General features: G+C 52.3%; 18 protein-coding genes, 1 tRNA gene, 1 rRNA gene and 1 riboswitch. Of the genes, 6 read left to right on the top strand and 14 right to left on the bottom strand.

Annotated elements, in window-relative coordinates:
• Positions 1 to 25: 25 nt before the first annotated feature.
• The 4 genes from serC to metG all read left to right on the top strand — a co-directional run bounded on the left by serC (position 26) and on the right by metG (position 5,505).
• Positions 26 to 1,111, top strand: a complete 1,086-nt coding sequence (gene serC, locus QZL66_RS07645; protein WP_022411142.1) for a 3-phosphoserine/phosphohydroxythreonine transaminase — start codon at positions 26 to 28, stop codon at positions 1,109 to 1,111.
• Between the two features lie 17 nt (positions 1,112 to 1,128).
• Positions 1,129 to 2,289, top strand: a complete 1,161-nt coding sequence (locus QZL66_RS07640; RefSeq protein WP_022411141.1) for a phosphoglycerate dehydrogenase — start codon at positions 1,129 to 1,131, stop codon at positions 2,287 to 2,289.
• A 72-nt stretch (positions 2,290 to 2,361) separates the two neighbouring features.
• Positions 2,362 to 2,473: riboswitch (THF riboswitch) on the top strand.
• Positions 2,474 to 2,580: 107 nt separating this feature from the next.
• A complete protein-coding gene (locus QZL66_RS07635; protein ID WP_022411140.1) occupies positions 2,581 to 3,204 on the top strand; it encodes a folate family ECF transporter S component in 624 nt (207 codons plus the stop codon).
• Between the two features lie 348 nt (positions 3,205 to 3,552).
• Positions 3,553 to 5,505, top strand: coding sequence for a methionine--tRNA ligase (metG, locus tag QZL66_RS07630; RefSeq protein ID WP_022411139.1), 1,953 nt, complete (start codon positions 3,553 to 3,555; stop codon positions 5,503 to 5,505).
• An 85-nt stretch (positions 5,506 to 5,590) separates the two neighbouring features.
• Here the strand turns inward: metG and QZL66_RS07625 are convergent, their stop codons facing one another.
• The gene (locus QZL66_RS07625) at positions 5,591 to 7,177 is read right to left on the bottom strand and encodes a dockerin type I domain-containing protein (RefSeq protein ID WP_022411138.1); all 1,587 of its coding nucleotides are present in this window, start codon (positions 7,175 to 7,177) and stop codon (positions 5,591 to 5,593) included.
• A gap of 128 nt (positions 7,178 to 7,305) precedes the next feature.
• On the opposite strand from QZL66_RS07625, the gene QZL66_RS11960 reads away from it, so the two are divergent.
• Positions 7,306 to 7,665 carry a helix-turn-helix domain-containing protein gene (locus QZL66_RS11960; RefSeq protein ID WP_022411137.1) on the top strand — a complete coding sequence of 120 codons (360 nt, stop codon included), beginning with the start codon at positions 7,306 to 7,308 and terminating at the stop codon, positions 7,663 to 7,665.
• Between the two features lie 61 nt (positions 7,666 to 7,726).
• Here the strand turns inward: QZL66_RS11960 and tsaA are convergent, their stop codons facing one another.
• The 11 genes from tsaA to QZL66_RS07565 all read right to left on the bottom strand — a co-directional run bounded on the left by tsaA (position 7,727) and on the right by QZL66_RS07565 (position 22,623).
• Complete coding sequence (gene tsaA, locus QZL66_RS07615; protein WP_293601999.1) at positions 7,727 to 8,398, bottom strand: tRNA (N6-threonylcarbamoyladenosine(37)-N6)-methyltransferase TrmO; 672 nt, start codon at positions 8,396 to 8,398, stop codon at positions 7,727 to 7,729.
• Between the two features lie 22 nt (positions 8,399 to 8,420).
• Positions 8,421 to 9,482, bottom strand: a complete 1,062-nt coding sequence (locus QZL66_RS07610; RefSeq protein WP_022411135.1) for a hypothetical protein — start codon at positions 9,480 to 9,482, stop codon at positions 8,421 to 8,423.
• Entirely contained in the window at positions 9,479 to 14,746 is a 5,268-nt protein-coding gene (locus tag QZL66_RS07605) for a hypothetical protein (protein ID WP_293601979.1), read from the bottom strand. The genes QZL66_RS07610 and QZL66_RS07605 overlap by 4 nt, the downstream gene beginning before the upstream one ends.
• Before the next feature lie 625 nt (positions 14,747 to 15,371).
• Positions 15,372 to 15,599 carry a hypothetical protein gene (locus QZL66_RS07600; RefSeq protein WP_022411133.1) on the bottom strand — a complete coding sequence of 76 codons (228 nt, stop codon included), beginning with the start codon at positions 15,597 to 15,599 and terminating at the stop codon, positions 15,372 to 15,374.
• Positions 15,600 to 15,617: 18 nt separating this feature from the next.
• On the bottom strand, positions 15,618 to 16,424 hold the full coding sequence (locus QZL66_RS07595; RefSeq protein WP_022411132.1) for a sugar transferase: 807 nt from the start codon (positions 16,422 to 16,424) through the stop codon (positions 15,618 to 15,620).
• Positions 16,400 to 16,576, bottom strand: coding sequence for a hypothetical protein (locus QZL66_RS07590; RefSeq protein ID WP_226942537.1), 177 nt, complete (start codon positions 16,574 to 16,576; stop codon positions 16,400 to 16,402). Before QZL66_RS07590 ends, QZL66_RS07595 begins: the two co-directional genes overlap by 25 nt.
• 621 nt (positions 16,577 to 17,197) lie before the next feature.
• Positions 17,198 to 17,824, bottom strand: coding sequence for an accessory gene regulator B family protein (locus tag QZL66_RS07585; RefSeq protein WP_022411131.1), 627 nt, complete (start codon positions 17,822 to 17,824; stop codon positions 17,198 to 17,200).
• Positions 17,824 to 17,976 (bottom strand): cyclic lactone autoinducer peptide, encoded by a 153-nt coding sequence (locus QZL66_RS07580; RefSeq protein ID WP_022411130.1) that lies wholly within the window; start codon positions 17,974 to 17,976, stop codon positions 17,824 to 17,826. Before QZL66_RS07580 ends, QZL66_RS07585 begins: the two co-directional genes overlap by 1 nt.
• Before the next feature lie 161 nt (positions 17,977 to 18,137).
• Entirely contained in the window at positions 18,138 to 19,430 is a 1,293-nt protein-coding gene (locus QZL66_RS07575; protein ID WP_022411129.1) for an ATP-binding protein, read from the bottom strand.
• 11 nt (positions 19,431 to 19,441) lie between these two features.
• On the bottom strand, positions 19,442 to 20,164 hold the full coding sequence (locus QZL66_RS07570; protein WP_022411128.1) for a LytR/AlgR family response regulator transcription factor: 723 nt from the start codon (positions 20,162 to 20,164) through the stop codon (positions 19,442 to 19,444).
• 179 nt (positions 20,165 to 20,343) lie between these two features.
• Entirely contained in the window at positions 20,344 to 22,623 is a 2,280-nt protein-coding gene (locus tag QZL66_RS07565; protein WP_022411127.1) for a cation-translocating P-type ATPase, read from the bottom strand.
• Between the two features lie 255 nt (positions 22,624 to 22,878).
• Here QZL66_RS07565 and QZL66_RS07560 point away from each other — a divergent pair, with 255 nt between their 5' ends.
• Positions 22,879 to 25,041, top strand: a complete 2,163-nt coding sequence (locus QZL66_RS07560; RefSeq protein ID WP_022411126.1) for a leucine-rich repeat protein — start codon at positions 22,879 to 22,881, stop codon at positions 25,039 to 25,041.
• Between the two features lie 120 nt (positions 25,042 to 25,161).
• On the opposite strand, the gene QZL66_RS07555 is transcribed toward QZL66_RS07560, so the two are convergent.
• Both QZL66_RS07555 and rrf read right to left on the bottom strand, forming a co-directional pair.
• Positions 25,162 to 25,237 (bottom strand) — tRNA-Asn (locus tag QZL66_RS07555).
• 32 nt (positions 25,238 to 25,269) lie between these two features.
• Positions 25,270 to 25,365, bottom strand: a 5S ribosomal RNA gene (rrf, locus tag QZL66_RS07550); the annotation flags it as partial.

Below are 25,365 nucleotides of genomic sequence, written 5' to 3'. Positions count from 1 at the left end.
ACGCTTTGCAGGAGGGTATTTAGCGATGCACAGAGTGTATAACTTTAGCGCAGGCCCGGCAGTGCTGCCGGAAGAAGTGCTGCAGGAAGCAGCAGCTGAAATGATGGATTACAAAGGCACCGGTATGTCCGTAATGGAAATGAGCCACCGCAGTGCCGCATTCGACGAGATTATCAAAACAGCAGAACAGGATCTCCGTGACCTGATGGGAATTCCCGACAACTACAAGGTTCTGTTCCTGCAGGGAGGCGCATCCCAGCAGTTTGCAGCTGTCCCCATGAACCTAATGAAAAACGGCGTAGCTGACTACATCGTCACCGGTCAGTGGGCAAAAAAGGCATATCAGGAGGCGCAGAAGTACGGCAAGGCTGTCAAGATCGCTTCCTCCGAGGACAAGACATTCTCCTATATTCCGGACTGCTCCGATCTGCCCATCGACGAAGACGCCGATTATGTCTATATCTGTGAGAACAACACCATTTATGGTACCAAATATAAGAAGCTGCCCAACACCAAGGGCAAGCCTCTGGTGGCAGACGTTTCCTCCTGCTTCCTGAGCGAGCCGGTAGATGTCACCAAGTACGGTGTGATCTACGGCGGTGTTCAGAAGAATGTGGGTCCGGCAGGCGTTGTCATCGCCATCATTCGGGAAGACCTGATTCCGGAAAAGCCGGCTGTGGAGAACACCCCCACCATGCTGGCATGGAAAACACAGGCGGACGCAGACTCCCTGTACAACACACCGCCCTGCTACGGCATTTATATCTGCGGCAAGGTGTTCAAGTGGCTCAAGAAGATGGGCGGTCTGGAAGCAATGCAGAAGCACAATCAGGAAAAGGCAAAGATCCTGTACGATTTCCTGGACGAGAGCAAGCTGTTCAAGGGCACCGTCCGCAAGGAAGACCGTTCTCTCATGAATGTACCGTTCGTGACCGGCGACAAGGAACTGGATGCCAAGTTCATCAAGGCTGCTACAGAAGCCGGCTTCGTGAACCTGAAGGGCCACCGCACCGTTGGCGGTATGCGTGCCTCCATCTACAATGCAATGCCCATCGAGGGCGTGCAGAAGCTGGTGGACTTCATGCGTCAGTTTGAAACAGAAAATGCCTGAAGAAAGGATGGAATCCCATGTATACCATTCAAACACTCAATAAGATCTCTCCTGCCGGAACCGAACGGTTCGGACAGAATTACACCGTAACCGACACCGCTGAGAATCCGGATGCCATTCTGGTGCGCAGCGCATCGCTGCACGAAACCGAATTTGGCTCCAACCTGCTGGCAATCGCCCGTGCAGGTGCCGGTGTCAACAACATCCCGCTGGATCGCTGCGCAGAAGCCGGCATCTGTGTATTCAACACACCGGGTGCCAATGCCAATGCCGTAAAGGAACTGGTGCTCACCGGTCTGCTCATCTCCTCCCGAAAGATTCCGGAGGCAATGACCTGGGCGGCTGGTCTGACCGACGGCGAAACCACCGTTGCAAAGCAGGTGGAAAAGGGCAAGAGCCAGTTCGCCGGCCCGGAGATCAAAGGCAAGACACTGGGCATCATCGGTCTGGGTGCCATCGGCGCACTGGTTGCCAACGCAGCCGTTGCACTGGGCATGAAGGTCGTCGGCACTGACCCGTTCCTGTCCATCGGCGCAGCACTGCGTCTGGATCCGTCTGTGACTGTCGTCAAGACACAGGACGATGTTTTCGCCGTAGCCGATTACCTGACCATCCACGTACCGTTCAACAAGGACACAGAGGGCATGATCAATGCCGCTTCCATCGCCAAAATGAAGGACGGCGTTCGTGTGCTGAACTATGCCCGCGGCGAACTGGTCAACGATGATGATATGATCGCAGCGCTGGAGAGCGGCAAGGTGGCTTACTACTGCACCGACTTCCCCAACGCAAAGACCTGCAACGCAAAGCACATCATTGCAACCCCGCATCTGGGTGCTTCCACACCGGAGAGCGAGGACAACTGCGCAAGCATGGCAGCCGATGAGCTGATGGCTTATCTGGAACAGGGCGACATCCGCAACAGTGTGAACCTGCCCAATGCACAGCTTCAGGCAGTATATACCAAGGTTTGTATCATTCACCGGAACGTTCCGGCAATGATCTCCGCCCTGACCTCTGTCATCGGCGTGGCTGGCGCAAACATTGAGAACATGACCAATGCCAGCAAGAAGGATTACGCTTACACCATTCTGGACATCGACGGTGTCACCGAGGGAATGATCAAGGCACTGACCGCCATTGACGGCGTGCTGCGTGTTCGTGTGATCGAAAAGTAAATTCTACGGCATCTCCCCGGCATTTCTCTCTGCCGGGTGACTTCAGCGCACTGCGCTGAAATAGATTGCATTACCAGAGTAGGAAACGGTGCGTTAAGTGTCCGGCAGACGGGGAGTTGCTGCCGGGACGAAAAATTCAGGACAGTGTCCCGAATTTGCGGTGCCGATTCCGCATCCCGCTGAATGCATCATAAGAAGTCCTGATTTTTCAGAAAGCCTTTCTTGAAATTCACTCCTTATGTGCACGAAGCACCATTTCAAAATGCCCGTCAAGGGTAAGGAGGTATTTTCATGAGAGGCTTTTTGTCATTATTCACTGATTCCGCACGTGAACTGAAACAGGTGCGGACCATCACCGTTGCAGCGCTGTTCATGGCGCTGTCCATCGTCCTGCGCACCATCGCCATTCCCATCGGCACGGACATCCGCATCACGTTCGCATTTCTGGGCGTGATGATCATCGCCATGCTGTATGGCCCGGTGGTTTCCATGATTGCCGCACTGGGCACGGACATCATCGGCTATCTGCTGGACGGCTCCAAAATGCGGGAATATAACCTGCTGCTGGCGCTGGTGGTTGTTCTGAATGCGCTGGTATACGGTCTGTTCCTGTATCGCCGCACATCCCAGAAGAACCTGCTGTTCTCCGCCGTGCTGGCACGTCTGACCGTGGTGCTTATCGGCAATCTGGTGCTGAACTCCAGCATTCTGTACGCATGCTACATCAATCCGGATTTCCCGTTTGCCATGTCCGGCTCGGCATGGAGCGCATTCGGCACCTGGATGCTGCCCCGTCTGATCAAGAACGTGGGACAGTTTCCCTTTGACGTCATCATGATCTGCGTTCTGCTGCCCATCGTCGTCAAGGCTTACCAGCAGGTATTCCACAAGTCGGTCCTGCGCACGGTAAATTAAGAACCTGTCTTTCCATGCGTACACACGTGCCTTGTGAAAACAGGTTCTAAACACCTGTCTTTCCAAGCGGATCAGCTCCCATAATCCGTAAAACCACCCGCTGTCCGGTGTCACTCTGGTGCCGAACAGCGGGTGTTTCTTTGCCATGGCAGACGGGACACAGCGGATTTCGCCGTCTGTGAACCGCAATTCATAGAAAGCGCTGCCTGCCGGCTTCTCTCAAAACGCAAATCCCGAAAAAAACACGTGACAAATTCAGAGAAATATGTTATAATAGAGGTTAAGAGCCTACGCCGCCGGAACTTATTTCCACAGGATCCGGCGGCTGCAAATAAAGGAGGATCCTGTATGTCAAAAAAGCCGTTCTATATTACCACACCGATCTACTATCCGTCCGGCAATCCGCACATCGGACACTGCTACACCACCGTTGCCTGCGATTCCATCGCACGCTACAGACGGATGCAGGGCTATGATGTGCTCTTTCTCACCGGTACCGATGAGCACGGTCTGAAAATCGAACAGAAAGCCGCTGCCAAGGGCGTTACCCCGAAAGAATACGTGGACGAGATCGTCAAGACGTTCAAAGCCCTCTGGGCAAAGATGCACATCAGCTATGACCGCTACATCCGCACCACCGACGATTACCACATAGAGACGGTACAGAAGATTTTCAAGAAGCTGTACGATCTTGGCTACATCTACAAGGGCGAGTACAAGGGCAAGTACTGCACCCCGTGCGAGAGCTTCTGGACGGAATCCCAGCTGGACGAAAACGGCTGCTGTCCGGAATGTCACCGTGAGGTGACCGAGGCAAAGGAAGAGGCATACTTCATGAAGATGTCCCCCTTCGCCGACCGCATTGAAAAGCTGCTCACAGAGACCGACTATCTTCAGCCGAAAACCCGTGCGGTAGAGCTGGTAAACAACTTCATCAAGCCCGGTCTGGAAGACCTGTGCGTTTCCCGCACCTCTTTCAAGTGGGGCATTCCGGTCACATTCGACCCCGACCACGTGGTTTACGTCTGGGTCGATGCGCTGTCCAACTATATCAGCGCACTGGGCTACGGCAACGAAGCTTACCACGATTTCGACCGCTACTGGCCGGCAGATGTCCACATGGTTGCCAAGGACATCATGCGGTTCCACGCCATTATCTGGCCGGCAATACTGATGGCGCTGGATCTGCCGCTGCCGAAGCACCTCGCCGTTCACGGCTGGATCACCTTCAACGGACAGAAGATGTCCAAGTCGCTGGGCAACGTAGTTGACCCGTTCCTGCTGGCTGACCGCTACGGCGCCGATGCCATCCGCTATCACATCCTGCGGGAAATGGCGCTGGGCGCAGACAGCTCGTTCTCCAACGAGATCATGATCAACCGCATCAACTCCGATCTGGCAAATGGTCTGGGCAATCTGGTTTCCCGTACCGTTGCCATGGTGGACAAGTACTTCGGCGGCACGCTGCCGGAGGAACGTCAGGCAGGCGAGTTTGACGACGACCTCATTGCAGCTGCCACCGGACTGAAAGCAAAGCTGGAGACGCTGCTGGACAAGACCCAGCTGAACCAGATGCTGGCGGAGATCTTCCAGGTGGTATCCCGTGCAAACAAGTACATCGACGAGACAGCGCCGTGGATTCTGGCACGGGACGAGGCAAACCGCACCCGTCTGGCAACGGTGCTGTACAACCTGCTGGAGACCATCCGCATCATCACCCTGCCGCTGGGCGCATTCATGCCGGAGACCATGCCGAAGATCTGGGCGCAGATCGGCGCAACAGAGAACACGCTGACCTACGACACCGCCGACCAGTTCGGCACACTGCCGGCAAATGTGACGGTGCACAAGGGCGAGATCATCTTCCCGAGAATTGACGTGGAGAAGGAGATCGACGAGCTGAACCAGCTGATTCTGGCAGCACAGCCCAAGGAAGAGCCGAAGGAGCCGGAGTTCACCCCGCAGCCGCTGGCAGAGGAGATCGGCATCGAGCAGTTCGGTGCGGTGGATCTGCGTGTGGCAAAGGTGCTGGAATGCGAAAAGGTGAAAAAGTCCAAGAAGCTGCTGAAGCTCCAGCTGGACGACGGCATGGGCGGCAGACAGGTGGTTTCGGGCATTGCACCGTGGTACAAGCCGGAAGACCTGATCGGCAAGAAGATTATGCTGGTGGCAAACCTGAAGCCGGCAAAGCTGTGCGGCGTGGAAAGCTGCGGCATGATCTGTGCGGCAGATATGCCTAACGGTGATGTCAAGGTGATCTTCCCTGACGAAAGCCTGCCGGTAGGCTCGAAGATCCGCTAAACGAACAAAACGCAAAACCATAGAAAAAGAAGCCGTACCTCGGAGTGGTCTGAGGTACGGCTTTTCTGTTGGGGATGCGGTTGAGTTATGCCAGCTTCTGCCGGAGCAGTGCCAGGTCGAAGCCGTTGACAGTGCCGTCTGCGTTGAGGTCAGCGGTCTGCCACTGGGATTGTGTCAGGGTACGTTCCTGTAGAAGGTATCGCTGGAGTAGAACGGCATCGGCGGTGGTAAGGGTGTTGTCGGAGTTGAGGTCGCCGGGGATTGTATCATATACTTGAATCTGCTTATAATCAAGAACCGTTGAAGATTCCCCACAAGCATTTTCCGCATATAAAAAATAACCATAGGTTCCTGCTTTATCAAATGAGCAAGTATATGTATCTTTTCCTGTTACATCAATAAAATCTACTCGCTTTCCATTATAATCAATTGGGATAGCTAAACGAGTGGCATTTTGACTTGTAAAAGAAAATGTTATCGTTTCACCAATTACATAGTACGATTTATCTGTTGAAATAGACAAATTTGATGGCGGGTTGTCTTGCACAGTAAATTCGATATATTCAGTTGTAGATTCTCCACATGCATTTTCTGCATATAAAAAATAGCCATAAATTCCTGCTTTATCAAACGAACAAGTATACGTATTTTTCCCTGTTACATCAATAAAATCTGTTCTTTTTCCGTTATAATCAACTGGAATAGCTACTCTTACAGCATTATCACATGAAAATGAAAATGTAATTTGTTCACCTACTGCATAACTGTTTTTATCTGTAGAAATCGTTAAATTCGCAGGAACAGAACTATCAACTCGAAATTGTTTATAATCTAAAACCGTAGAAGCTTCGCCTGCTGCATTTTTAGCATATAAAAAATAGCCATATACACCTGGTGTATCAAATGAGCAAGTATATGAAGATCTTCCAGACACATCAATAAAATATTTTCGTTCTCCATTTACATCTATCGGAATATACATTTCTGTTGCATTTGAACACGAAAACGTGAACGTCACTGTATCATTAACTTTATACTTTCCGTCATTAGATGTTATACTCAAATTTGTCGGCGGATTTGGATTCGGATAATTCGGTCTCAAATACAACCGAATCGAACCGCCCATGCTTTTCGCAACGCTCTGTGCATTTCTCTCTCCGGCACATCTTCCGCCAGGATAAGTTTTCCCCTGGTTATTACCGCCGGCACAGTACACAGTGCCACCCTCGACCCTTGTTACAATTTCCACGTGTGACCATGAAAAAAACAACAGGTCTCCCGGCTGCGGCGAAGATACTACAACCGCACCTCTTTTTCGCATCTTTTTTTCAAAATCTGCAACCGTTCCACCGTGTGCAACGATTGAATCATCACATCCGGCATTTTCAAGGCAGTCCGCAACATATTCATCACACCATGCCCCATAATCGACCCCAGAATACCCAAAATCAGAACAAGTTCGACCAGCTTGTGATTTCGCTATCGTCGCAACATCCTGTGCAACATTGCCGGTCAGAGTATATCTGCTCTTATCAAAGCCATCCTTTCGACAGCAAATCGCAGAGACTGTCAGTGGATTCATTGACAAAGAACCCAGATATGTTCCAAATAACACAATGCTGACAAACGCCGCAACCCACCGGACAAACCTTGTTTTCCTGCTTGCTTTCACTGATACCAACTCCTTTGTGCTTTATAGTCATATCTGACTATTCTATTCATATTATAATCTATTTAGATTGATATGTCAATATCTTTTAGCCATTTGTGATAAAATAAACGAAAAAAGGAGTGGCACACATGGCTTTTTATCAGCGAATTCGAGATCTGCGAGAAGATGCAGACAAAACACAATCTGAACTTGCAGCATATCTTGGGACAACTGCCCAGTACTATGGCAAATATGAAAAAGGAGAACGTGAACTTCCGTTTTCTCGTGCCGTCCAGCTGGCGGACTTCTACGGGGTCAGTCTGGACTACATCGCCGGACGCACCAACATTCCTGTCAACCGCTGTACCGTTTCGCTCCACGAAGACACCGCTGCCGTGCTCCAAAAATACAACGCCCTCACCGAACGCAACAAGGGCAAGCTGGAACAATTCCTCGACACCCTCTATGAACAGCAGGCTCAGCAAAAAGAAGTGCAATCCTCCGGCTGAAATAAATACCACACAAAAGTCCCCGCACCGTCTGACCGATGCGGGGACTCTTTTGGTCCGCTTATTTTTCCGGTGTCACGCTGCAAACTGTCAGCGTTTCCGCCTGCACAGTGAACCGGATCTCCATGCCGGCAAAGGGGAAGCCGTATACCCGTTCCGGGTCGTGCTGGTAGGACGGGCGGGGATCCTGCGCTAGCAGTTCCGTCAGCGGTTCACGCAGATGCGCCGGCACCTGTGACAGCCACGCCTCCGGAAAGACCACGTGCAGCCGGTGGGCTGCTGCCTGCACCGCAAATCCGCCTCTTGCCTCCGGATGGCTGTCGATATGGGGCAGGTAGGGCTTGATGTCATAGATGGGCGTGCCGTCCATGAGGTCGGCGCCGGTCACGATCAGATACGGCGCATCTTTCCCGTGGAGCACCACCTCTTTCAGCGCCACCACCGACAGCCCCACCGGATTCGGCCGGAACGGCGAACGGGTGGCAAATACCCCCATGCGCTGGTTCCCGCCCAGTCTCGGCGGACGCACCGTGGGCGACCAGTTTTCCCGCACCGCCTGCGAGAACTGCCAGATCAACCAGATGTGGCTGTATTTCTCCAGCCCCCGAAAGGCGTCGGCGTTGCGGTAGGTCGGCTCCATCACAATTCGTGATTCCAGTTCCACCAGACCGCTCTGCCGTGGAATCCCGAACTTTGTCGGGAAATCGTTTCGAATGCGTGCGATGATTTTGATAGTATCACTTCCTTACGGGCTCTTAAAGCAAGCCCAGCGACTGCATGTCCTCATAGCTCAAGATGTCCCAGTGCGCCAGCTTGTTGCGTGCCTCCCGATAGCTCCGCAGCTTTTCATAGTCCTTCTGCTCCACGTGGCACTTGGTGTTGCAAATGAAGTACAGCGTGCCCAGTTCCAGTTCGTCCGGCTCGTAGATGGTCTCGCCGTTGGAATTGCGGACGGGCATCACGCCCATCAGCTTTTCGTGATGCTTGCGGATAAATGCGCTCCGGAATTGCTCCATCTTCGGGAAGATGATCTTGATCTGCGCCTCCCACACAGCAGCGTGTACCCGTTTTTCCAAGTCTTCGCTGTTGTAGCCGTAGTCCGCAAAGAGCGTTCCCACCGTTTCCAACGGCGATTGGGCGAGTGCCACGCCCTCGTCTGCCAGTTGTCCCGCCTGCTCGACGTTTTCGCCGGCAATGTGGTCGGCAATCTCGGCGATGTACTGCTTCTGTGTGCTGCTGCACCGCAGCGGCGCCGTTACCGCCAGACAGAGCATCAGCCCGTCATAATCCGAAACATAGTCCTGATAGTTCAGGAAGGTCAGCTGCCGGTAACCGCTGACGCTGGAGCACTGCACCTCCAGCAGAAAGACAGCGTGCTGGGCATTCTCCGGAAAGCTCTCCAGATAGTCCCGCACAAATTGAAACCACGCCTCGCATTCGTCCCGATGGATGCCCTTGACATAGATATACATCTGGTGGAGCGTCACCGGTTTGCTTGCCAGGTATTGTCCATAGGTCTGGGTGGGCCAGTAGTTGTCGTAGTCCCACTGCTCACAGTGATTTTTCAAAATGAATTCCCCGGGTTCCATGCGTTTTTTGGGATCACGCTCATATGGTGCTTCTATCACCAAAAAATCCCGTGTGGCGCTGGTCTGATGCAGAGAATTTTGGAGCATGCTGATAAAAACCGAGCGCCACGGCACATCGCCGGGAAAGTTCAGGACGACAGAATTTTCCAGCTCCACCTGTTCCAGCACGTCTTTCTGAAATCTTGCAGGGTTGGGGGTGCGTCCCCACCACAGCTCTTCTGTCATCATGCTTCTTCACCATCCCCGATATAATTTGCCAGCTGGTTGGCAACCTCTTTCTGGTCGCCCAGCAGTTCCCGAAAGCTCTTAGTGGAAAAAACATAGGTTCCGCCGTTGTCCCCCAGCACGTTCAGGTCGCACATCTCGATGAGCAGTTCGTTGATCTGTTCGTCTGTCAGCCGCAGAAGTCTGCCGATCTGGTTTTCCACGGCGATCTCCCGAATCTCTGCGAGAGAGTAGCCGGCATCCGACTGCTTCCGATAATACAGCTCGGCAATGATCAGTGCAATGATCATGTAGTAGCCGCCCTCGTCCTTATCCACCTTCAGGGTGATGTCCAGCTTCTGCCGGATCATCTCGTTAAAGCCGGGATCCGAGAGCACGCTCTTGAGGTGGGTTTCTGTCACAATGTACGGCGGTGTTTCCGTCTCGTTATAGCCGGCATAATCCCGCTTCATTGCCTCCAGCAGCTTCTGGCAGTACAGCTGGATCAGACCCGGGAAATAATTGGTCTGCGCCAGAATCATGGAAATGGTATTCTCATCCTGGAACCGGATGCCCAGATAGCCCAGCGCATGGGTCAGCAGTTCTGTGCCCTCCGGCGTCTTGAACGGGTGGATGGTCAGGGGTTCCAGATGGGTCAGTCCGATGTTGTTGGAAAGCACCTCCTCCCGATTGAATCGGATCAGGTTGTGCGTTCCGGCGATGACGAACTTGAACTTGCTGGACTGGATCTCCTTCAGCTCGGAAATCGGTTGATACTTGATCGCACTGCAGCTTTGAATGAAGATATCGCCCTCATCCAGCATCAGCAGCAGATAGTTAATGGGGTTCTCCTCGTCCATCAGACGGCGCTTGATGTGCCGTGTCAGAACGCTCCAGTCGTCGCACTCGCAGGATTCGTCCAGAATGCCCTCGTCCACCAGCGACTGGGAAACCTTTCGGGCAGCCTGCGGATATTCCAGATGAAAGACATCGACTACCACCGCACGATGCCCCTGACTGTTGCCATCGATTTCCTTTCTCGCCATATTCAGCAGGGCGCTCTTACCCAGCTGGCGTCCGCCGTAGATCAAGTTTGCGCCATTGGGCGACTTGATTTTTTCCAGTTCTGCGGTGCGTCCGGTGAACAGCTCCGGCGGGAATTTCTTGCCGGATTCCGGTATAAAGGGCTGGCAGTAGGCAAACGGCAGTGCCGTCGCCATAAGTATGCGGTTGATGGCGTTGGTGCTGTAGTGCTTTGCCAGATAGAACAGCAGCACACGGTCGATCAGCAGGAACACCTTGGAGAACGACTGGTTCTCCTTGAGCTTCCGTGCAAAGTGACGGCGCTGGGACAGGGACATGGAATCATCCAGAAAAATGATGGTATTCATGGAAACGGTGTTGATCTTCTCCAGCATGTCCATCAGGCGCTCCGGATTGAAGTCGCCGGTGATGCACAGCACACGGAAGCCATCCTCCTCCGAATCCGAGCCAAATGCCGGAATGGGGTGCGAATAGTAGATATGACCGCTCCGCTTTTTCATCCTCACGTTATAGATGTCTGCCCCGGCATTCGGCTCCTCCGTCACCGTGCAGTCCGTCCAGCCCAGCAGTTCCAGCAGCTGCGTCACACGCTCCACACCGGCATGCTCACTGCCATTGGAGAGCCATTTCTCAATCAGACGGGCGCCGCTGCGCCTGTCCTTCATCAGAGTGTTGGCAGAACGCCGTTTGATCGCCTTTTCCATGGTGATGCCACGGTCAGACACAACCTCGTGGAGCGAAGCGTACTCTTTCAGGAAGCTCTCCAGATAGTAGAACGGCTCTTCCGAGAAGTCCCGCACCTCTGTGATATCCTGCCGGCGAATGCGGTTGATCATGTTCTCCGCAGCTGTATAATTCTGCGTTTCGATGAGTCCGGCAATCTCCTCCTTGGTATAGGGGCCGTGTTCCAGCTCCGGATTGCTGAACACCGTGTCCAGCTGGCGGGACAGCTGCTCGCCGTATTCCTTGGCGTTGTCTGTGATCTCCTGCTCCAATGCCTCCAGCAGGGAGATATAGAAGCCGAAATCGCCGGAGTGCAAGGTGATGTCATACCACACATCAGCACAGTTGGCAATGGCGGTCTTAACGCCACGGATGTCCGAGATTCTGCCGTAGCTCTGTGCCAGTTCCAGTTCGTTCTGGAAGTCCTGATGCAGCCACAGGATCTGCTTCTCCGCCAGATTCATGCAGCGGCTATAGAGGGTGTACTTGCTGTGCTTTGCCACAGCATCCAGTCCCATTTCTACAGCGTACTCCTGAATGAGCCGTGCGGTGCGCAGATTGCACTGGGCACGATCCTCGCCGAAGATCTCGTCCACCCGATGTTCCAGCGTCGGAAGCTTGGCTGCGGCGTGCTGTTCAATACGGGAGAGCACGTTGAATTTCGGCAGCCGGCAGAATGTGCCCTGCAGTTCCGGCAGGAAGTCATCTCCCAGCAGAATATGGCTGCTCAGCAGGAACGGCTGGTAGAAATACTTCCGGTTCTGTGGACAATAGGAGCCGTCCAGACGTGCGCACAGTTCCTTTGCCGTGTAGACAATGCTCGCTGCACCGCAGCCCGGTACGCTGGCAAAGTCCTCCGCCAGTGTTTCCAGATTGCTGTAGATGGCATCCTTTCCCTCCAGATAGAGCCGGTTGGCGTACTCGTTCTCCGAGTTTGTGGACTTCTTGACCACATCCAACCACTCGCAGATGCACACCAGCGCCCGTTTCATGGCATTGACGATATTTCCACGCCGGCCGCCCACCAGCTTGACATAGCGGTCAACCGGCTCTTTGTTCTCCTCCATCTGGTCGGCAGCACGATCCCAGCCATCGTCCACGTAGTCGTCGATGCGCTTCTTGTCCAGATTTTCCTCCGAGATCTCGTGCTTCTTGCGAATGAAGAGGTCGGTCATCATCTGCTGAACCTCGGCACTCCTGCTCCGGTCGTCCCCGCAGACGATCTCCAGACACTGCTTCAGTTTGCTGTCTGAATCCTGAAACAGGATCTTGCGGGTGATCGTAATGCGCATAACGCTCTCGCTGCGTTCACACTGCGCCTGAATGCTGTCACGGCACTCCTTGGCGCCCCGCACGATCTCCTCCGCTGTCTTTCCGTCCTTCCCGCTGGGGTTGGTCACGTAGTCCGCAAAGGCATCCATGCCGTAACCGGTATTTTCCCGAAAGCTATACAGCTGGTTCAGCAGGAACTGGGCGGCACTGTGCTGTTTTGCAAGGTCGCCGTCCAGCGCAATGTTCTGAATATCCCCCAGACCGTAATCCGGAATGCTATAGTGATAGAACAGGGCACGAAGAGTTGCCGCAAAGACCAGCGCCTCCGCATCCTCCTTAGAGAGATAGTCCAAGTCCATCACATCATAGATAATAGTTGCCACCTGCTCTGAGGTATAGTGACACTTGGCTGCCGGATCGTCATAGGCGTAGCTGACAGCCAGCGAAACCGGCTGCAATGCCGGACAGAGGCTGGCTGCTGCCGTCAGATAGGACAGCATGCAGTATTCCTTTCCTGCACCGAAAGACAGCGCCGTCTGGCAAACCTCCTGCTCCGTCTTGCCCAGCTTCTCAAAATCGCCGCCATCCTGATACTGTTCCAGATAGAAGGACAGCTCCTTTTCCGGCTCTGATTCCTCTTCCGGTTCTGGTTCTGCCTCCGCTGCCACTTGTGACGGTTCCAGCTTCGGTGCAATGGGCGTTGCATGAAGCTCCTCTTCAAAGCGCACCACAGAAGCAGAAGACGGGCGTTCCTCAGGATCAGAGGAATGGTTTTCCTCGGAAGAGGGGATCTGGAATTTTTCTACGCTGTCCAATTTTTCCAGAAGTCCCTTGACCTTGTTCTGGTTCGATATTTCCGCATATTTCCGTGCCTTAGCGAGATCTCCCGCTTCGAAATACAGATTTGCAAGTGTGGGGCAGACCTGGTGTTCATTGAGGTATGACAACTGGGTGTTCTTCAAAGCAGCATTTTCTTTTATATATATTTTGTGCCAGATCTCGTAATGCTCCATCGCCTCCTGTTTCCGCTCCAAGTGAATCAGACTCTTGGCCATTCCAAAGTGACAATACAGCTCCTGGAATTTTTCGTCCGGACTAAGCACATCCAGTTCTTTTTGCATCAATTCCAGATATTCTTCCCACATTTCCAAGAGTTCGTATGTTTTCTGGAATTTCTGACAAACATCACTAAATTTCTTGGTATTTTTAGAGGCAATGACTTTTTTCCATGTTGCCATGCCATACTTGCGCAGGAGTTCCCGCATGATGTCATAGTACGATTCTGCCGCATCAGATGTTTCATCTATGCTCAAAAAGCTTCTCAGCAGCCCTATGAATGCGTTCTCCTGTCTTGCGGTATCCAACGAACTCTGATACAGCTGGAATGCCCCTCGAAAATCGTTCTGCATGAAACATTGATTGGCATAATCCAACCGTCTCAGGATCAGCGCCTCTTCCTTTTCAATCTGCACCGGCTGTTCGTCCTTTAGCCGGAACCGAACCCACTGTTCTGATACGCCCTGCTCGCACTCGCTCTTCAAGGTCTTATCAACAATGTCACGGAATTTAAACGCATAGATCTTTTCTACACCCTTCTCATCCGCAACGGTGATCTCGCCTTTCTCTCCGACCCACGTCACTTTGCTGATCTTGCCCGACAGCATATTGTTTTCCTGCTCCATTGCTCTCTGCACAAGCAAATTCGTTGCCGAATCCGATTTTTCCGGCTCTTCGGGCTCTTCCGGTTCTTCCGGTTCTCCCTGCGGGAATTCCTCCAGCAATTTCGCCACGGCGTTCCCTTGATAAGCGTTATTCAGCGCTTCCAGCAATGTTTCACTGGTGCATTCCCCAGAGACTGCAATTTTTTTCTTTTGACAGATCTTCTGCATGGTATAGCACAACAGATCGATCCCCTGGCAGAGATAACTGGATGCGTCCCGATCCTTTGCTACATAGGCAAAACCGCTCATATCGCCGCTCTCCAGCGAGGCGATCCGGAGCACTTCCATTGCCTCCGGGATGACATCTGTCTGTTTGTTTTTCCAAAGGAATGCTGCCGCAAAAGCAGCTGCCTGCGCATATGTCTCTTGTTCATATGCAGCAAGGTATGCCTCCCGCAAATCATCACCATAGGCGAATAATGACCAGGCATTTTGATAATCCTGATCTAAATAGCACACATATGCGATCAACTGTGTCACATGGGAATCATAATATAATTGATCGTCTTTATCCCAGGTATCCCACAAATTTCTAACTGCCTGTTTGGTCTTGTCGGTATCATGATTTTTGATCCCGTTGATCAATTTATTATAGGGAGATTGGAGTTTTTTCTTTTGGTCTCTTTTGAGAATACTATATTGTTCTTCTAATTTTTGCGCACAAGAAAAAGATGGGATCTTCACATCTTTCATTTTCATATCCACTTGCGCTGGAGTTTCTGTCAAGGGCTGTGCTTGTGGCTGCGTCAACGGCATTGCATTTGTGATACCGAACTGCTCTATCGCTGCGATTTGATCGTAGCGCACCACTGCGGTAGATGTAATCTGTACCGCAAGGGATGCGGTATTGTCATTTTGCGTGACAACCCCTGCAATAACCTGCCCGCTCGACAGCGTTAATTTGATTTCCGTTCCCGGTTTTGCTTGAGACAGCATTTGTTCGAATAGATTCATGAGATACCTCCAAAAGATATTTCCGTTTCCTGTTTTTCCCATGGAAAAAATCGACATGCCATGGGAATTGTGAAAACGGTTGAGTTTATTATATCTCACATTAAAATATTTGTCAATGCCACACAAACAGAAAAAAACAGCCTGTTGCGAAAAAACAGGCTGTTTTTTTGAACTGTGCGAATTTTACCGCAGAAAAATCTCAGGCTTTCGCCTGTCCCGCCAGCTGGCGCACCATTTCCATGTCGTCCTCTGTCACACGCATGTTGGTGCAGAGCGTTTTGCCCTCTGCGGTGGTCACCTGAATTTCGATGACGCTCCCCACATTCACGCAGCGGGAAGCCGCCGCAAAGAACTGGGGTACCTTGGGATGATTGCGTTTGAATTTACTGAACAGACTTTTCATCTGCATCATTGCCATTGGATTCATGTCCAACACCTCACTTCATTAGCGTGCGCCCTTTCTGCGTAACACGGCAACCAGCATCTTGAACATCAGCTTGATGTCCATCCGCAGATTTCTCGTCTGAATGTAACGGATATCGGATTCCACCCACGCATCGAATCCCATATCGCTGCGTCCCTCCACCTGACAGATACAGGAAAGTCCGCCCTTGACAAGCAGGCGTTCCATCTGGTGGGGCGTATATAGAACCACTTCCCGGGGCAGGGGCGGACGGGGGCCGATGATGGACATCTGTCCCCGCAGCACGTTCCAGAGCTGGGGAAGCTCGTCGATGGAGGTCTTGCGGATAAAGTGTCCGAACCTGGTGATTCGTGGATCGCTGTCGCTCTTGAACGCCAGTCCGTCGGTCTGATTCTCCTTTTGCACCTCGGCAAACTTCTCCTCCGCATCCTGACACATGGAGCGGAACTTATACATCCGGAACATCTTGCCGTTTTCCGTCAGACGCTCCTGAGAAAAAATCGGATTGCCGCCGTCCTGCGCAAAAATAACCAGTGCCACCACGCCCATAGGAACAGCGAGGAGCACCAATGCAAGAAACGAAACCACAATATCGATCAGACGCTTGACTGCACAGTAGGCACGTCCGCCAGCCGGTTTCACATGACTGTATTGCAGCGTTTCCGCCACACCGGCAGAGAGCAGCCGCAGCGCACGCTCATCAAACTCCAGGATCGGATATTTCGTAATGCCCTCCGGATTTTTTTCCAGTTCCGAAAGGGTCACCTCTGTTACCATTTCTTCTGTCAGTTTCGGCTTTTTCTTCAACTCATGTTCAGAGCCGGCCATAATTTTTCTCCTTCCAATTCCCGCCGCTCACATTCCGGCGAAAAAACGATGTGCGGTCCAAACGCCAAACTTCTCCCATTTTCCGCACATTTCGCTGGGAAATTGGCACCATCTATGCATCCGCCGCCTTTGGCATCTGCGATTTCATCCATATTTCGCCCGTTCCCCGCAATGCGCCAAAATCTGCGCAACTTCTACCGGACATATGGGGCAAACAAGTGCCCAAAACGCAGGAACGTAGCATTTCTATTATATCGGATTCTGCGCATTTTGTCAACCACTCCAGCGGAAATCCGCAAAATATTCCGGTCCGTGCCACACAATGTCTACACTCCACCGTATTTCCAAGAACCTGCTTCCTGCGGACGAACAAAAAAACAGCGGGAACAGACTTGCACAAATGTCCGCTCCCGCCGTTATGTGACCTTTTCAGATCTTACTTCCGCTCCCGATGCTGCACATGCACCGAAAGCTTCCGCTTTTTTCTTCTCTTCCGAATGCGCTGCCATGTCCGGCACGTCTCCCGAACACGCACACAGTTTTGTCCTGTGAATTCTTATTTAAGCCTTACTGTCGATTTATCTTATGCATCAGGAATCCGAATCCGCATTTCAAAACTGTCCGCACACTTCCAAAAAGTTTCCGCACCGTCCCAAACGGTTCGATGCAGCATGTGCTCCAAGTACAAGGATTTACATAGAATACCACCTGGCACAATTCTCGCATTCCGCACAATGAATCCAAGAAACCAGTGTCTTTGCTCATCCAGAATACTATTTCTGCAATTTGCCGCTATCTCCAGACCATTCGTCTTCCGCATCCTGCTGCATATGCCGGCGGTTTTTCCAAGCCCCGGCCAGCAGCATCCCGCACTCCGTCCCAAGACCAAGCGCAACAATGGCAGCGAGTTGTTCCCTTGCCAGAATCACAGCCAGCAGTCCCGCCGCAAGCTCTGCGATCAGCACCGCATGCGCCCGTCTGCGATAGACATGACGCTCTGTTTCATCCAGCGGATGGTTCTCCGTTTCTACCGGTGCCATGATCCAGATCACCACACCAGACACTGCGAGCAGCCCCAGCGATACCGCCGGAGGAATCGGAACCCACTTGAGAATCCCCAGCAGCCCGGCGATCAGCAACGTGGAAAAAAGATAGCATCGAAACGGGGTGTCTGCGTGGTGACCACCGGCACTCACCCGAATCGGGATATAGGCAACATTTAAAAGCACACAGGGTAAGAACAACCCAAAAGCGGCTCCCAGCAGCAGCGTTGTCCCAACATTCAGCAGCAGCATAAGCATCTGGTAAAAGCCAAATGCGTATACGTCTGCCTCCTCCTGAGATACCGTTCCTGCCTGTACCAACTTCCCCGCAAATTTTTCTGCCAGACGTGCCAGCATCAGAACTTCCGCATCTTCTTTACAGACTTGGGCATCTGGGGCTGATAGTTCCACCAAACGCACGGAAGGTTTGCAGTAAACTCAGAAGCCTTTCTGGATACAGCAGCAACACCGGTCAGAATACCCTTCTTCATTCCCTTTTTGCTCTGCATGGTTCATGTTCTCCTTTCTGAAAATCCAAGACGTCTTGTATCACCCAGTATAGCACCATTTTCGCTGAAAATCAACCCTCCAGCTTTATTTGGTCGTTTTTCGTCTTCATTTGGTCAAGTCAAAAATTTTTTTGGGAGAAAATTTTCAAATTTTGGGAATTTTAATCCGAATTTGGAACTGGAATAATCAGTAAAACATCAAATCTTTCCAGCCCCCGATGAATCTCCGCCGTGCCATCATACTTCTTTACTGTCATTTTTACGTTGGATAACCCGATGCCGATGTGCGATCTTGCCGTTGCATCCCGTGGCAGTTTTCGCTCCTCCTCCTCGGACAGACAGCTGTTCTGGATCCGCACTCGGATCAGTCCCATCCTCTGTTCCAGCTTCAGTTGGATCCACCGCTGTTCCGGCGGAAGCTTCATGCACGCCTCCACCGCATTGTCCAGCAGGTTGGAAAAAATGGTGGTGAGATCCATGTCGGAGATAAAATGCAGGGAGCGTTCCTCCACATCCATGTCCAAAAGAATCGACTCCTTCTGGGAACGCTCTGCGAGAATGTTCAGGATGATTTCCAGCATGGCATTTTGATTCTTGATCATGGGCGAGAGCTGTCCCACGGCCTTGTGCATATCGGCAAAGTACTGCCGTGTCCGATCGTCCTCCCTGCCCTTCGTCTGCTGTTCCAGCATATTCAAGTGCCGGTTGATGTCGTGCATAATGGAACAGGACTGGTCGTATTTCTTTTGCAGTTCCCGATACATTTGCAGCTGAATCTGTCCTTGCTGTTCCATCAGTTCCACCTGCCGCTCCGCCTCTCTCGCATGAGAGATCTGGTAAAACACAAAGATGATATAGATGTCCAGCAGCAGATATCCTCCCATCAGCAGCATCAGAAACGAACCTCTCGAATACTCCTGAATCGATGTGGAAATATAGGCGAAGATCGCCACCTGAAAGAGAATCAGCAGGACATAAAACACGCCCTCATGCCACCGGATGGATTTTCCCTCGCTCCGCCCGAGCAGAACGCTCAAAAGACGCACCAAAACGATCACAATAAGCCAGTTCCAGACGTGGTCCTGGAAAAACATAGCATCCTCGCTCAGCACTGTGACAATGGTGACACGGCGAAGCGCCGATACCAGCAGGACACCAAAGGTGTCGGCAGTCATCGTTGCCGCCACAAAAGCCCCCAGATTGAGCACCAGCAGCGGATACGGCCGCTCATACAGAATCCAGAGCAGGAGCAGCATCATCAGGCAAAAGGAAATGAAGTTCAGCGGCGGAATCCGCAGATAGCCAACCAGCATCTTCCCCGCCACGACTGCAGCCGCCAGCACGAACCGCAGCACACGGCGTTCCTTCCAGAGCTGGTACCTTGCGGACAGGAAAAACACGAAAAGAACTGCGCACAGCAGTGTCGTCATACATTCCAGCGCAAATTTTACCACAGACCATCACCTCACTTGAAATAACTATGGCTGAGAAACTCAAAGATCTCCGGATACCGCCGTCTGGCGACCAGAATCACATCACCGTTTTTCATGATCAGCGACTTTGCCTTGGTGTTGACGGATTGAATGTACTGGATATTCACGAGAAAACTCTGACTGGGCATAAGAAACAGATTGTGGTTCAGCATGTCATACAGCTGGGTAATGGTATTTTTCACCTGATGCCGTTTTTTCTCGGTGACCACCTCGATCACCCGATCTTTCAGATAGTGGAAATAATAGATCTCGTTCGGATCAAACCGTGTCAGCATCTCCCCCTCCATGAGGTAGATCTCACCCTCCTGCTCTTCCTGCTGCATGCTGCGGGCGTAGTTCAGGTAGTCCTCCAGATTCTGCACCAGCTGTTCCTCCTCCACCGGCTTCACCAGAAAGGCAAAGGGGTGGATGGTCATGGAACGCATGATGTGCTGGGAATAGGATGTAATGAAAAACAGCACCGTCCGTGTGTCACGGTTCCGCAGCTCCTGCGCCGTTTCAATGCCGTCGATACCGCCCATCTGGATGTCCAGAAAGACCACGTCGATAAACTCCTGATCTTTCAGCAGCGCCTCCCCGCTGGAAAACAGATCAATGCGGTGTGCAATTTCCTGTTTTTGAAAAAAATTTCCCACGATTCTTGCAATCTCCCTCGCCTGCGACGCTTCGTCATCGCATATTGCAATTCGAATCACACTTTTCCCTCCTATTTTTCTGTTTTTTCTCCTATCATAACATAAAACATGGTAAAAATCAAGGGAACATTTGTGAAAATTAACCACGAAGTCCCTCTATTTCCTGAAAAAAGCAGGTCGCTCTGCGCTGTTGCAGAGTGACCTGTTTCACAAATCTATGGATGATCCGGCTTGTCTCGTCAAGCCGTTTTTTTCCGGAAAACCGTACAGGAGAGCAGCCGTTCCGTCAGCACGCTGACCGCCGTGAACAGCACAAAGAGCAGCAGTGTGGTTCCGGTGGGCACTGCCATATGGAGGATATCCAGACAGAGGATGTGATCCTTGAGGAACAGACACAGGGCAACCACGGCATAGTGTCCCACCGCCGTTGTCACCGCCAGAAACGCCCGCAGCCGGTTCATGGGGTAGCACATCTTAAAGACGCCCATGATGCCCACCGTTCCGATCAGCAGGTACAGCAGGGCATTCGCCTGGGTATTCTCTCCGCCGGCGCCGATGATGCCTGCGGCGTACAGAATCAGATACAGCACAAAGCACACCCCAATGGCAATGGCGTTGGGGGCAGCCCGTCGAATGGCCTCGGGCAGGAAGCGTGTCGTGACCTTCTTGGCGTTCGGCTCAAAGGAGGCAAAGAAAGACGGATAGCCCTCGATCACCAGATCGATCAGTGTGATCTGAATGGGGATGAACGGGAACGGCGTATTCGTCACCAGACAAATGGCGCACAGCAGAATGGAGTACAGCGTCTTGATAAAGAACACGCCGGCGGACTTGGTGATGTTATTGACCACACGCCGTCCCTGCATGAGGACATCCCGCAGCACGGAGAAATCCGAGTCCAGCAGCACCAGCTGCGCCACCTGACGGGCAGCATCGCTACCCTGTCCCACAGCAATGCTGCAATCCGCTTCTTTCAGGGCGAGCAAATCGTTGACGCCGTCGCCGGTCATGGCGACGGTATGCTTTTTCCGGTGCAGCGCCTCCACCAGCTGTTTCTTCTGAACCGGTGTCACACGTCCAAAGACGGAGTGTGTTTCCACAATGGCGTCGATGTCCTCGTCCCCGATCTGACTCATATCGATGTACTTTTCTGCCCCCGGCACGCCAGCCTGTGCGGCAATGGCGGAAACCGTCACCGGATTATCGCCGGAGATGATCTTTACCGCAACGCCCTCGCTGCGGAAATATTCCATGGCAGCAGGGGCATTTTTCCGGATGGGATCCACAATGGTAATGGCAGCGAGCAGCTGGATCTTCGGCAGCGCCTCCTGTTTGGAAACCGTCTCCTGTGTGATGCCTGCCAGCAGGATTCGCTTACCCGCCTGCATATGCGCCCGCAGCTGCTCCGGCAGTTCCGACGGGCACAGCTTTTCCGGTGCGCCCACAACAAATGTGACACCGTGGGCAAAGGTAATGGCGCTCCACTTCCGGTCGGAGGAAAAGGGAACGCTTGCCGCCTGTGCGTAGGCATCCGACCAAGTAAAATATTCGTTCAGCGCCTGAAATGTGGCATTGTTATCGGTGGTATTCTGAAGAAAGCTGCCCATAAGCTTCCGGAACTCCGCTTCCGCACCGTCTGCCAGCGGAATGACCGCCTCCACCTGCATTTTTCCCTCTGTCAGCGTACCGGTCTTATCCAGACAGAGCACGTCCACATGCGCCAGATTTTCCAGCGAGTACAGATCCTGCACCAGCACATTTTTTCGGGAGAGTGCCACAATGCCGGCAGCAAGTCCGATGCTGATCAGCAGGTACAAGCCCTTGGGCAGCATACCCAGCAGTCCGGCGGAGGTAGTGACAACAGCATCGTAAAGGCTGTTGTCCCGCATCAGGTACGCCTGCAGGAACAGGAGCACACCCAGCGGCACGATAAAGAAACCCGTCAGCTTGGTGACCTTCCGCATAGAGAGCACCAGCTCCGAGTTGATCGCCTTGGTTTTCTTTGCCTCTCTGGCGATTTTGGCAGCGTAGTTATCGCTGCCCACGTGGATGACCTGCGCACGGCACTTTCCGCTGATGACAGAGCTGCCGGAGAGCAGCGAATCCCCCGTCTTCTTCAAGATGGCGTCCGACTCACCAGTCAGGAGGGACTCGTTGACTTCCACCGTGCCCTCCACCACTGTGGCATCGGCGCAAATCTGCTTACCGCTGTCCAGCAGCAGGATGTCCTCCAGTTCGATCTCCTCCACGGCGATTTCCTGCACCTTGCCGTTTCGCTCCACCTCTGCCTTGGGCGCAGAAAGCAGGGAGAGCTTCTCAATCAAACGCTTTGCCTTGATCTCCTGCGCAATGCCAATAATGGTATTGAACGCAATGACAAAAATAAAGAACAGGTTGGACCATGCGTGAACGTACACCAGCGCAACGGCGATGAGCAGATTCAGCAGGTTGAACAGCGTACAGATGTTTTCCCGCAGAATTTGCCCGGTCGTCTTTGTGATTTTCTCCTGACGATTCATGCTCGATAAATTCCTTTCTATGATACAATCCCCTGAAATGTAACATACTCAACTTTTATTGTAGCACAGAAAATGAATTTTGTCAAGACATCGATTTATATATGACAAAATTATTTCATGCAGCATTTTTCTCTGTTTCGTTCACAAGCCTTCCAATTGTTTCACATCTCACGGCGGATTGACAAAATATAATTTCTTTGTTATAATAAAACGGTAAGAAATTATTGAAACAGCCGTCAAAACAGGAGGAACATTATGAATTGGAAAAAAACTGCTGCCGGTATTCTGGCGCTGTGCATCTGCATGACGCCAGTTGCCATGCATGGGAAAGCGTTTCCTGGCGTTTCGCTCTCCGCATCCGCTGCTGAAACCACTTCGCTGACCTACACCGATGACAGCGTAGGCACCATCACATACCACATTGATAACGCCGGTATCCAGATCGAACAGCTGGTATTCACCGGAACGACACTCCAAATTCCCGCCGAAATCGACGGTACACCGGTGAACAGCATCGGCAGCTTTGCCCTCTCCAAGTGCACTGCGCTGGAATCCCTCACGCTGCCGGACAGCATCACCAGCATTTCATTTCAGGCATTTTCAAATCTGGAAAATCTCACTGATGTCACCCTGCCGGACAGCATCCGCAGCATTGGCAACAGTGCATTTTCCGGCTGCACGGCGCTCACAGAAGTGCGTCTTCCCAAGAACCTCCGTGCCGTGGAGGATTACCTGTTTGCCAGATGCACCAGCTTAAAGAACGTGACTCTGCCGGAACAGCCGGACTATCTCGGCGCACTGGCATTCTCCAACACCGCACTGGAATCCATTGACATTCCGGCTTCCGTCACCAGCATTGGAGGGAGCTGCTTCAAGAACTGCACCGCCCTCCAAACCGTCACATTCCGGAACGGACTGGAAACCATCGGGGACAGTGCGTTTTTTGCGTGCAGCGGGCTGACGGAACTCTCCTTTCCCAGCACGCTGAAAACTGTGGGCAGCGAGGCGTTTAACAGCTGCTCCAGCCTTAGCAGCATCTTCTTCCCCAAAAGTCTATCCGGCATTGGCATGTACGCCTTTCACAAAACCGCATGGTTCAACGCACAGTCCGAGATTGCGGGCAATCTGATCATCGTCAACAACATTCTGATCGGCAGCGGTGAACTGAGCGGAGAAGTAACACTTCCGGAAGGATTGGTGACCGTCGCTCCCGGTGCGCTGAGAAATCAGAGACTGGTCACGGGGCTGCATATTCCGGAGGGCGTCACCACCATTGGCGCATATGCATTCCAGGACACCAGCATCTCCGCCATTCAGCTGCCCGCTACACTGGAGGAAATCGGCGACTATGCCTTTTACGGAACGGAATTGGAGGACATTCAGATTCCGGACCGTGTCACCGCCATCGGCGATATGGCATTCGACAGCACACCGCTGATTCAGAAGCAGAATTCCGAGAGCATGGTATATGCCGGAAACTGGCTGATCTCCTGCGATTCCAGCGTCACCAGTGTGACCATTCGTCCGGACACCGTCGGCATTTCCAGCAACGCCTTTGCCCACAATAAAAACCTGACGGAGGTGCAGATTCCCGAGGGTGTGCGTGTCATCGGCATGATGGCTTTCAGCGGATGCGAGAAGCTGCAAACCGTGACGCTGCCGGAATCTTTGGAGAGCATTGGCACAGAAGCATTCCGCAACTGTTATGCTCTGGAGAAAATCTACATTCCGGACAATGTGACCACGCTTGGCGCCAAAGCATTTCAAAAATGCCAGACGCTGACCGAGGCGCATCTCCCCAACGGCATCACCAAAGTTCCCAGCAATCTCTTTACAGGGTGTCAAAAGCTTGAATCTATCGCCATTCCCGCCAATGTGACGGAAATTGGAGATGCTGCTTTCTCCGCTTGCTACGCTCTTACCTCCGCCACGCTTCCCGATGGCTTAGAGCGCATTGGCTCCAGCGCATTTTCTTCCTGCCGTGCCCTTACCGCCATGGAACTCCCCGCCAGCGTCAAAGAAATTGCAGTGCGGGCATTTGAAGATTGCTGGGTGCTTCAGAAAATCACCATCTGCAACCCCAACTGCGACATCTATGGCAGCATCGAAACCATCTCCAACGGCATTAAATCGAAGGAATACAGCGGACACTTTGATGGCATCATCTACGGTTACCGTGATTCCTCCGCACAAAGTCACGCCGAAGCATTCGGCATCACATTTGTTGCATTGGATGGGGTTGATTTTGACATCAACGGCGACGGCGAATGCAATTTTGCGGACTATGTTCTGCTGCAAAAATATCTGATTCGTCAGGAAAATCTCTCCAAGGGGCAACTGCCCTCGGCAGATATCAGTCAGGATGCCGCCATTAATGGCATGGATCTGGCACTGCTGCGCCAGTGGCTTTTCAAGTAATCGTAAATCTACAGATATCGTAAAAATGCGGACAGCGAATAAATCGCCGTCCGCATTTCTCATTTATTTCGCAAGGATTCATACAAACAAAAAAGCTACGGATTTTCCCGTAGCTTTCAATGGCTCCCCCAGCTGGACTCGAACCAGCGACACCGCGGTTAACAGCCGCGTGCTCTACCGACTGAGCTATGGAGGAATATCTAGAGCATTCATATGCTCTAAATGCTATGCCGGCATTGACCAATTTTCCCAGATCGAGATGATCAAGTATCGTAGGCGCGAAAGAGCTTAACTACCGTGTTCGGAATGGGAACGGGTGGAACC

It is taken from the genome of Ruminococcus sp. CAG:330 (assembly GCF_000437175.1).
GTDB lineage: Bacteria > Bacillota > Clostridia > Oscillospirales > Ruminococcaceae > Ruminococcus_C.
The sequence above is the reverse complement of the archived record's forward strand: the minus strand, read 5'-3'. Positions and strand labels throughout refer to the sequence as shown.

What these genes read in the sequence shown, in the direction of transcription:
- QZL66_RS07585 (WP_022411131.1), bottom strand. Translation starts at nt 17,824, where the DNA reads ATGCTGGCACGTCTGGCAGAAAAATTTGCGGGGAAGTTGGTACAGGCA.
- QZL66_RS07560 (WP_022411126.1), top strand. Translation starts at nt 22,879, where the DNA reads ATGAATTGGAAAAAAACTGCTGCCGGTATTCTGGCGCTGTGCATCTGC.
- QZL66_RS07565 (WP_022411127.1), bottom strand. Translation starts at nt 22,623, where the DNA reads ATGAATCGTCAGGAGAAAATCACAAAGACGACCGGGCAAATTCTGCGG.
- serC (WP_022411142.1), top strand. Translation starts at nt 26, where the DNA reads ATGCACAGAGTGTATAACTTTAGCGCAGGCCCGGCAGTGCTGCCGGAA.
- QZL66_RS07635 (WP_022411140.1), top strand. Translation starts at nt 2,581, where the DNA reads ATGAGAGGCTTTTTGTCATTATTCACTGATTCCGCACGTGAACTGAAA.
- QZL66_RS11960 (WP_022411137.1), top strand. Translation starts at nt 7,306, where the DNA reads ATGGCTTTTTATCAGCGAATTCGAGATCTGCGAGAAGATGCAGACAAA.
- QZL66_RS07590 (WP_226942537.1), bottom strand. Translation starts at nt 16,576, where the DNA reads ATGGATGAAATCGCAGATGCCAAAGGCGGCGGATGCATAGATGGTGCC.
- metG (WP_022411139.1), top strand. Translation starts at nt 3,553, where the DNA reads ATGTCAAAAAAGCCGTTCTATATTACCACACCGATCTACTATCCGTCC.
- QZL66_RS07610 (WP_022411135.1), bottom strand. Translation starts at nt 9,482, where the DNA reads ATGATGACAGAAGAGCTGTGGTGGGGACGCACCCCCAACCCTGCAAGA.
- QZL66_RS07595 (WP_022411132.1), bottom strand. Translation starts at nt 16,424, where the DNA reads ATGGCCGGCTCTGAACATGAGTTGAAGAAAAAGCCGAAACTGACAGAA.
- QZL66_RS07600 (WP_022411133.1), bottom strand. Translation starts at nt 15,599, where the DNA reads ATGAATCCAATGGCAATGATGCAGATGAAAAGTCTGTTCAGTAAATTC.
- QZL66_RS07580 (WP_022411130.1), bottom strand. Translation starts at nt 17,976, where the DNA reads ATGCAGAGCAAAAAGGGAATGAAGAAGGGTATTCTGACCGGTGTTGCT.
- QZL66_RS07640 (WP_022411141.1), top strand. Translation starts at nt 1,129, where the DNA reads ATGTATACCATTCAAACACTCAATAAGATCTCTCCTGCCGGAACCGAA.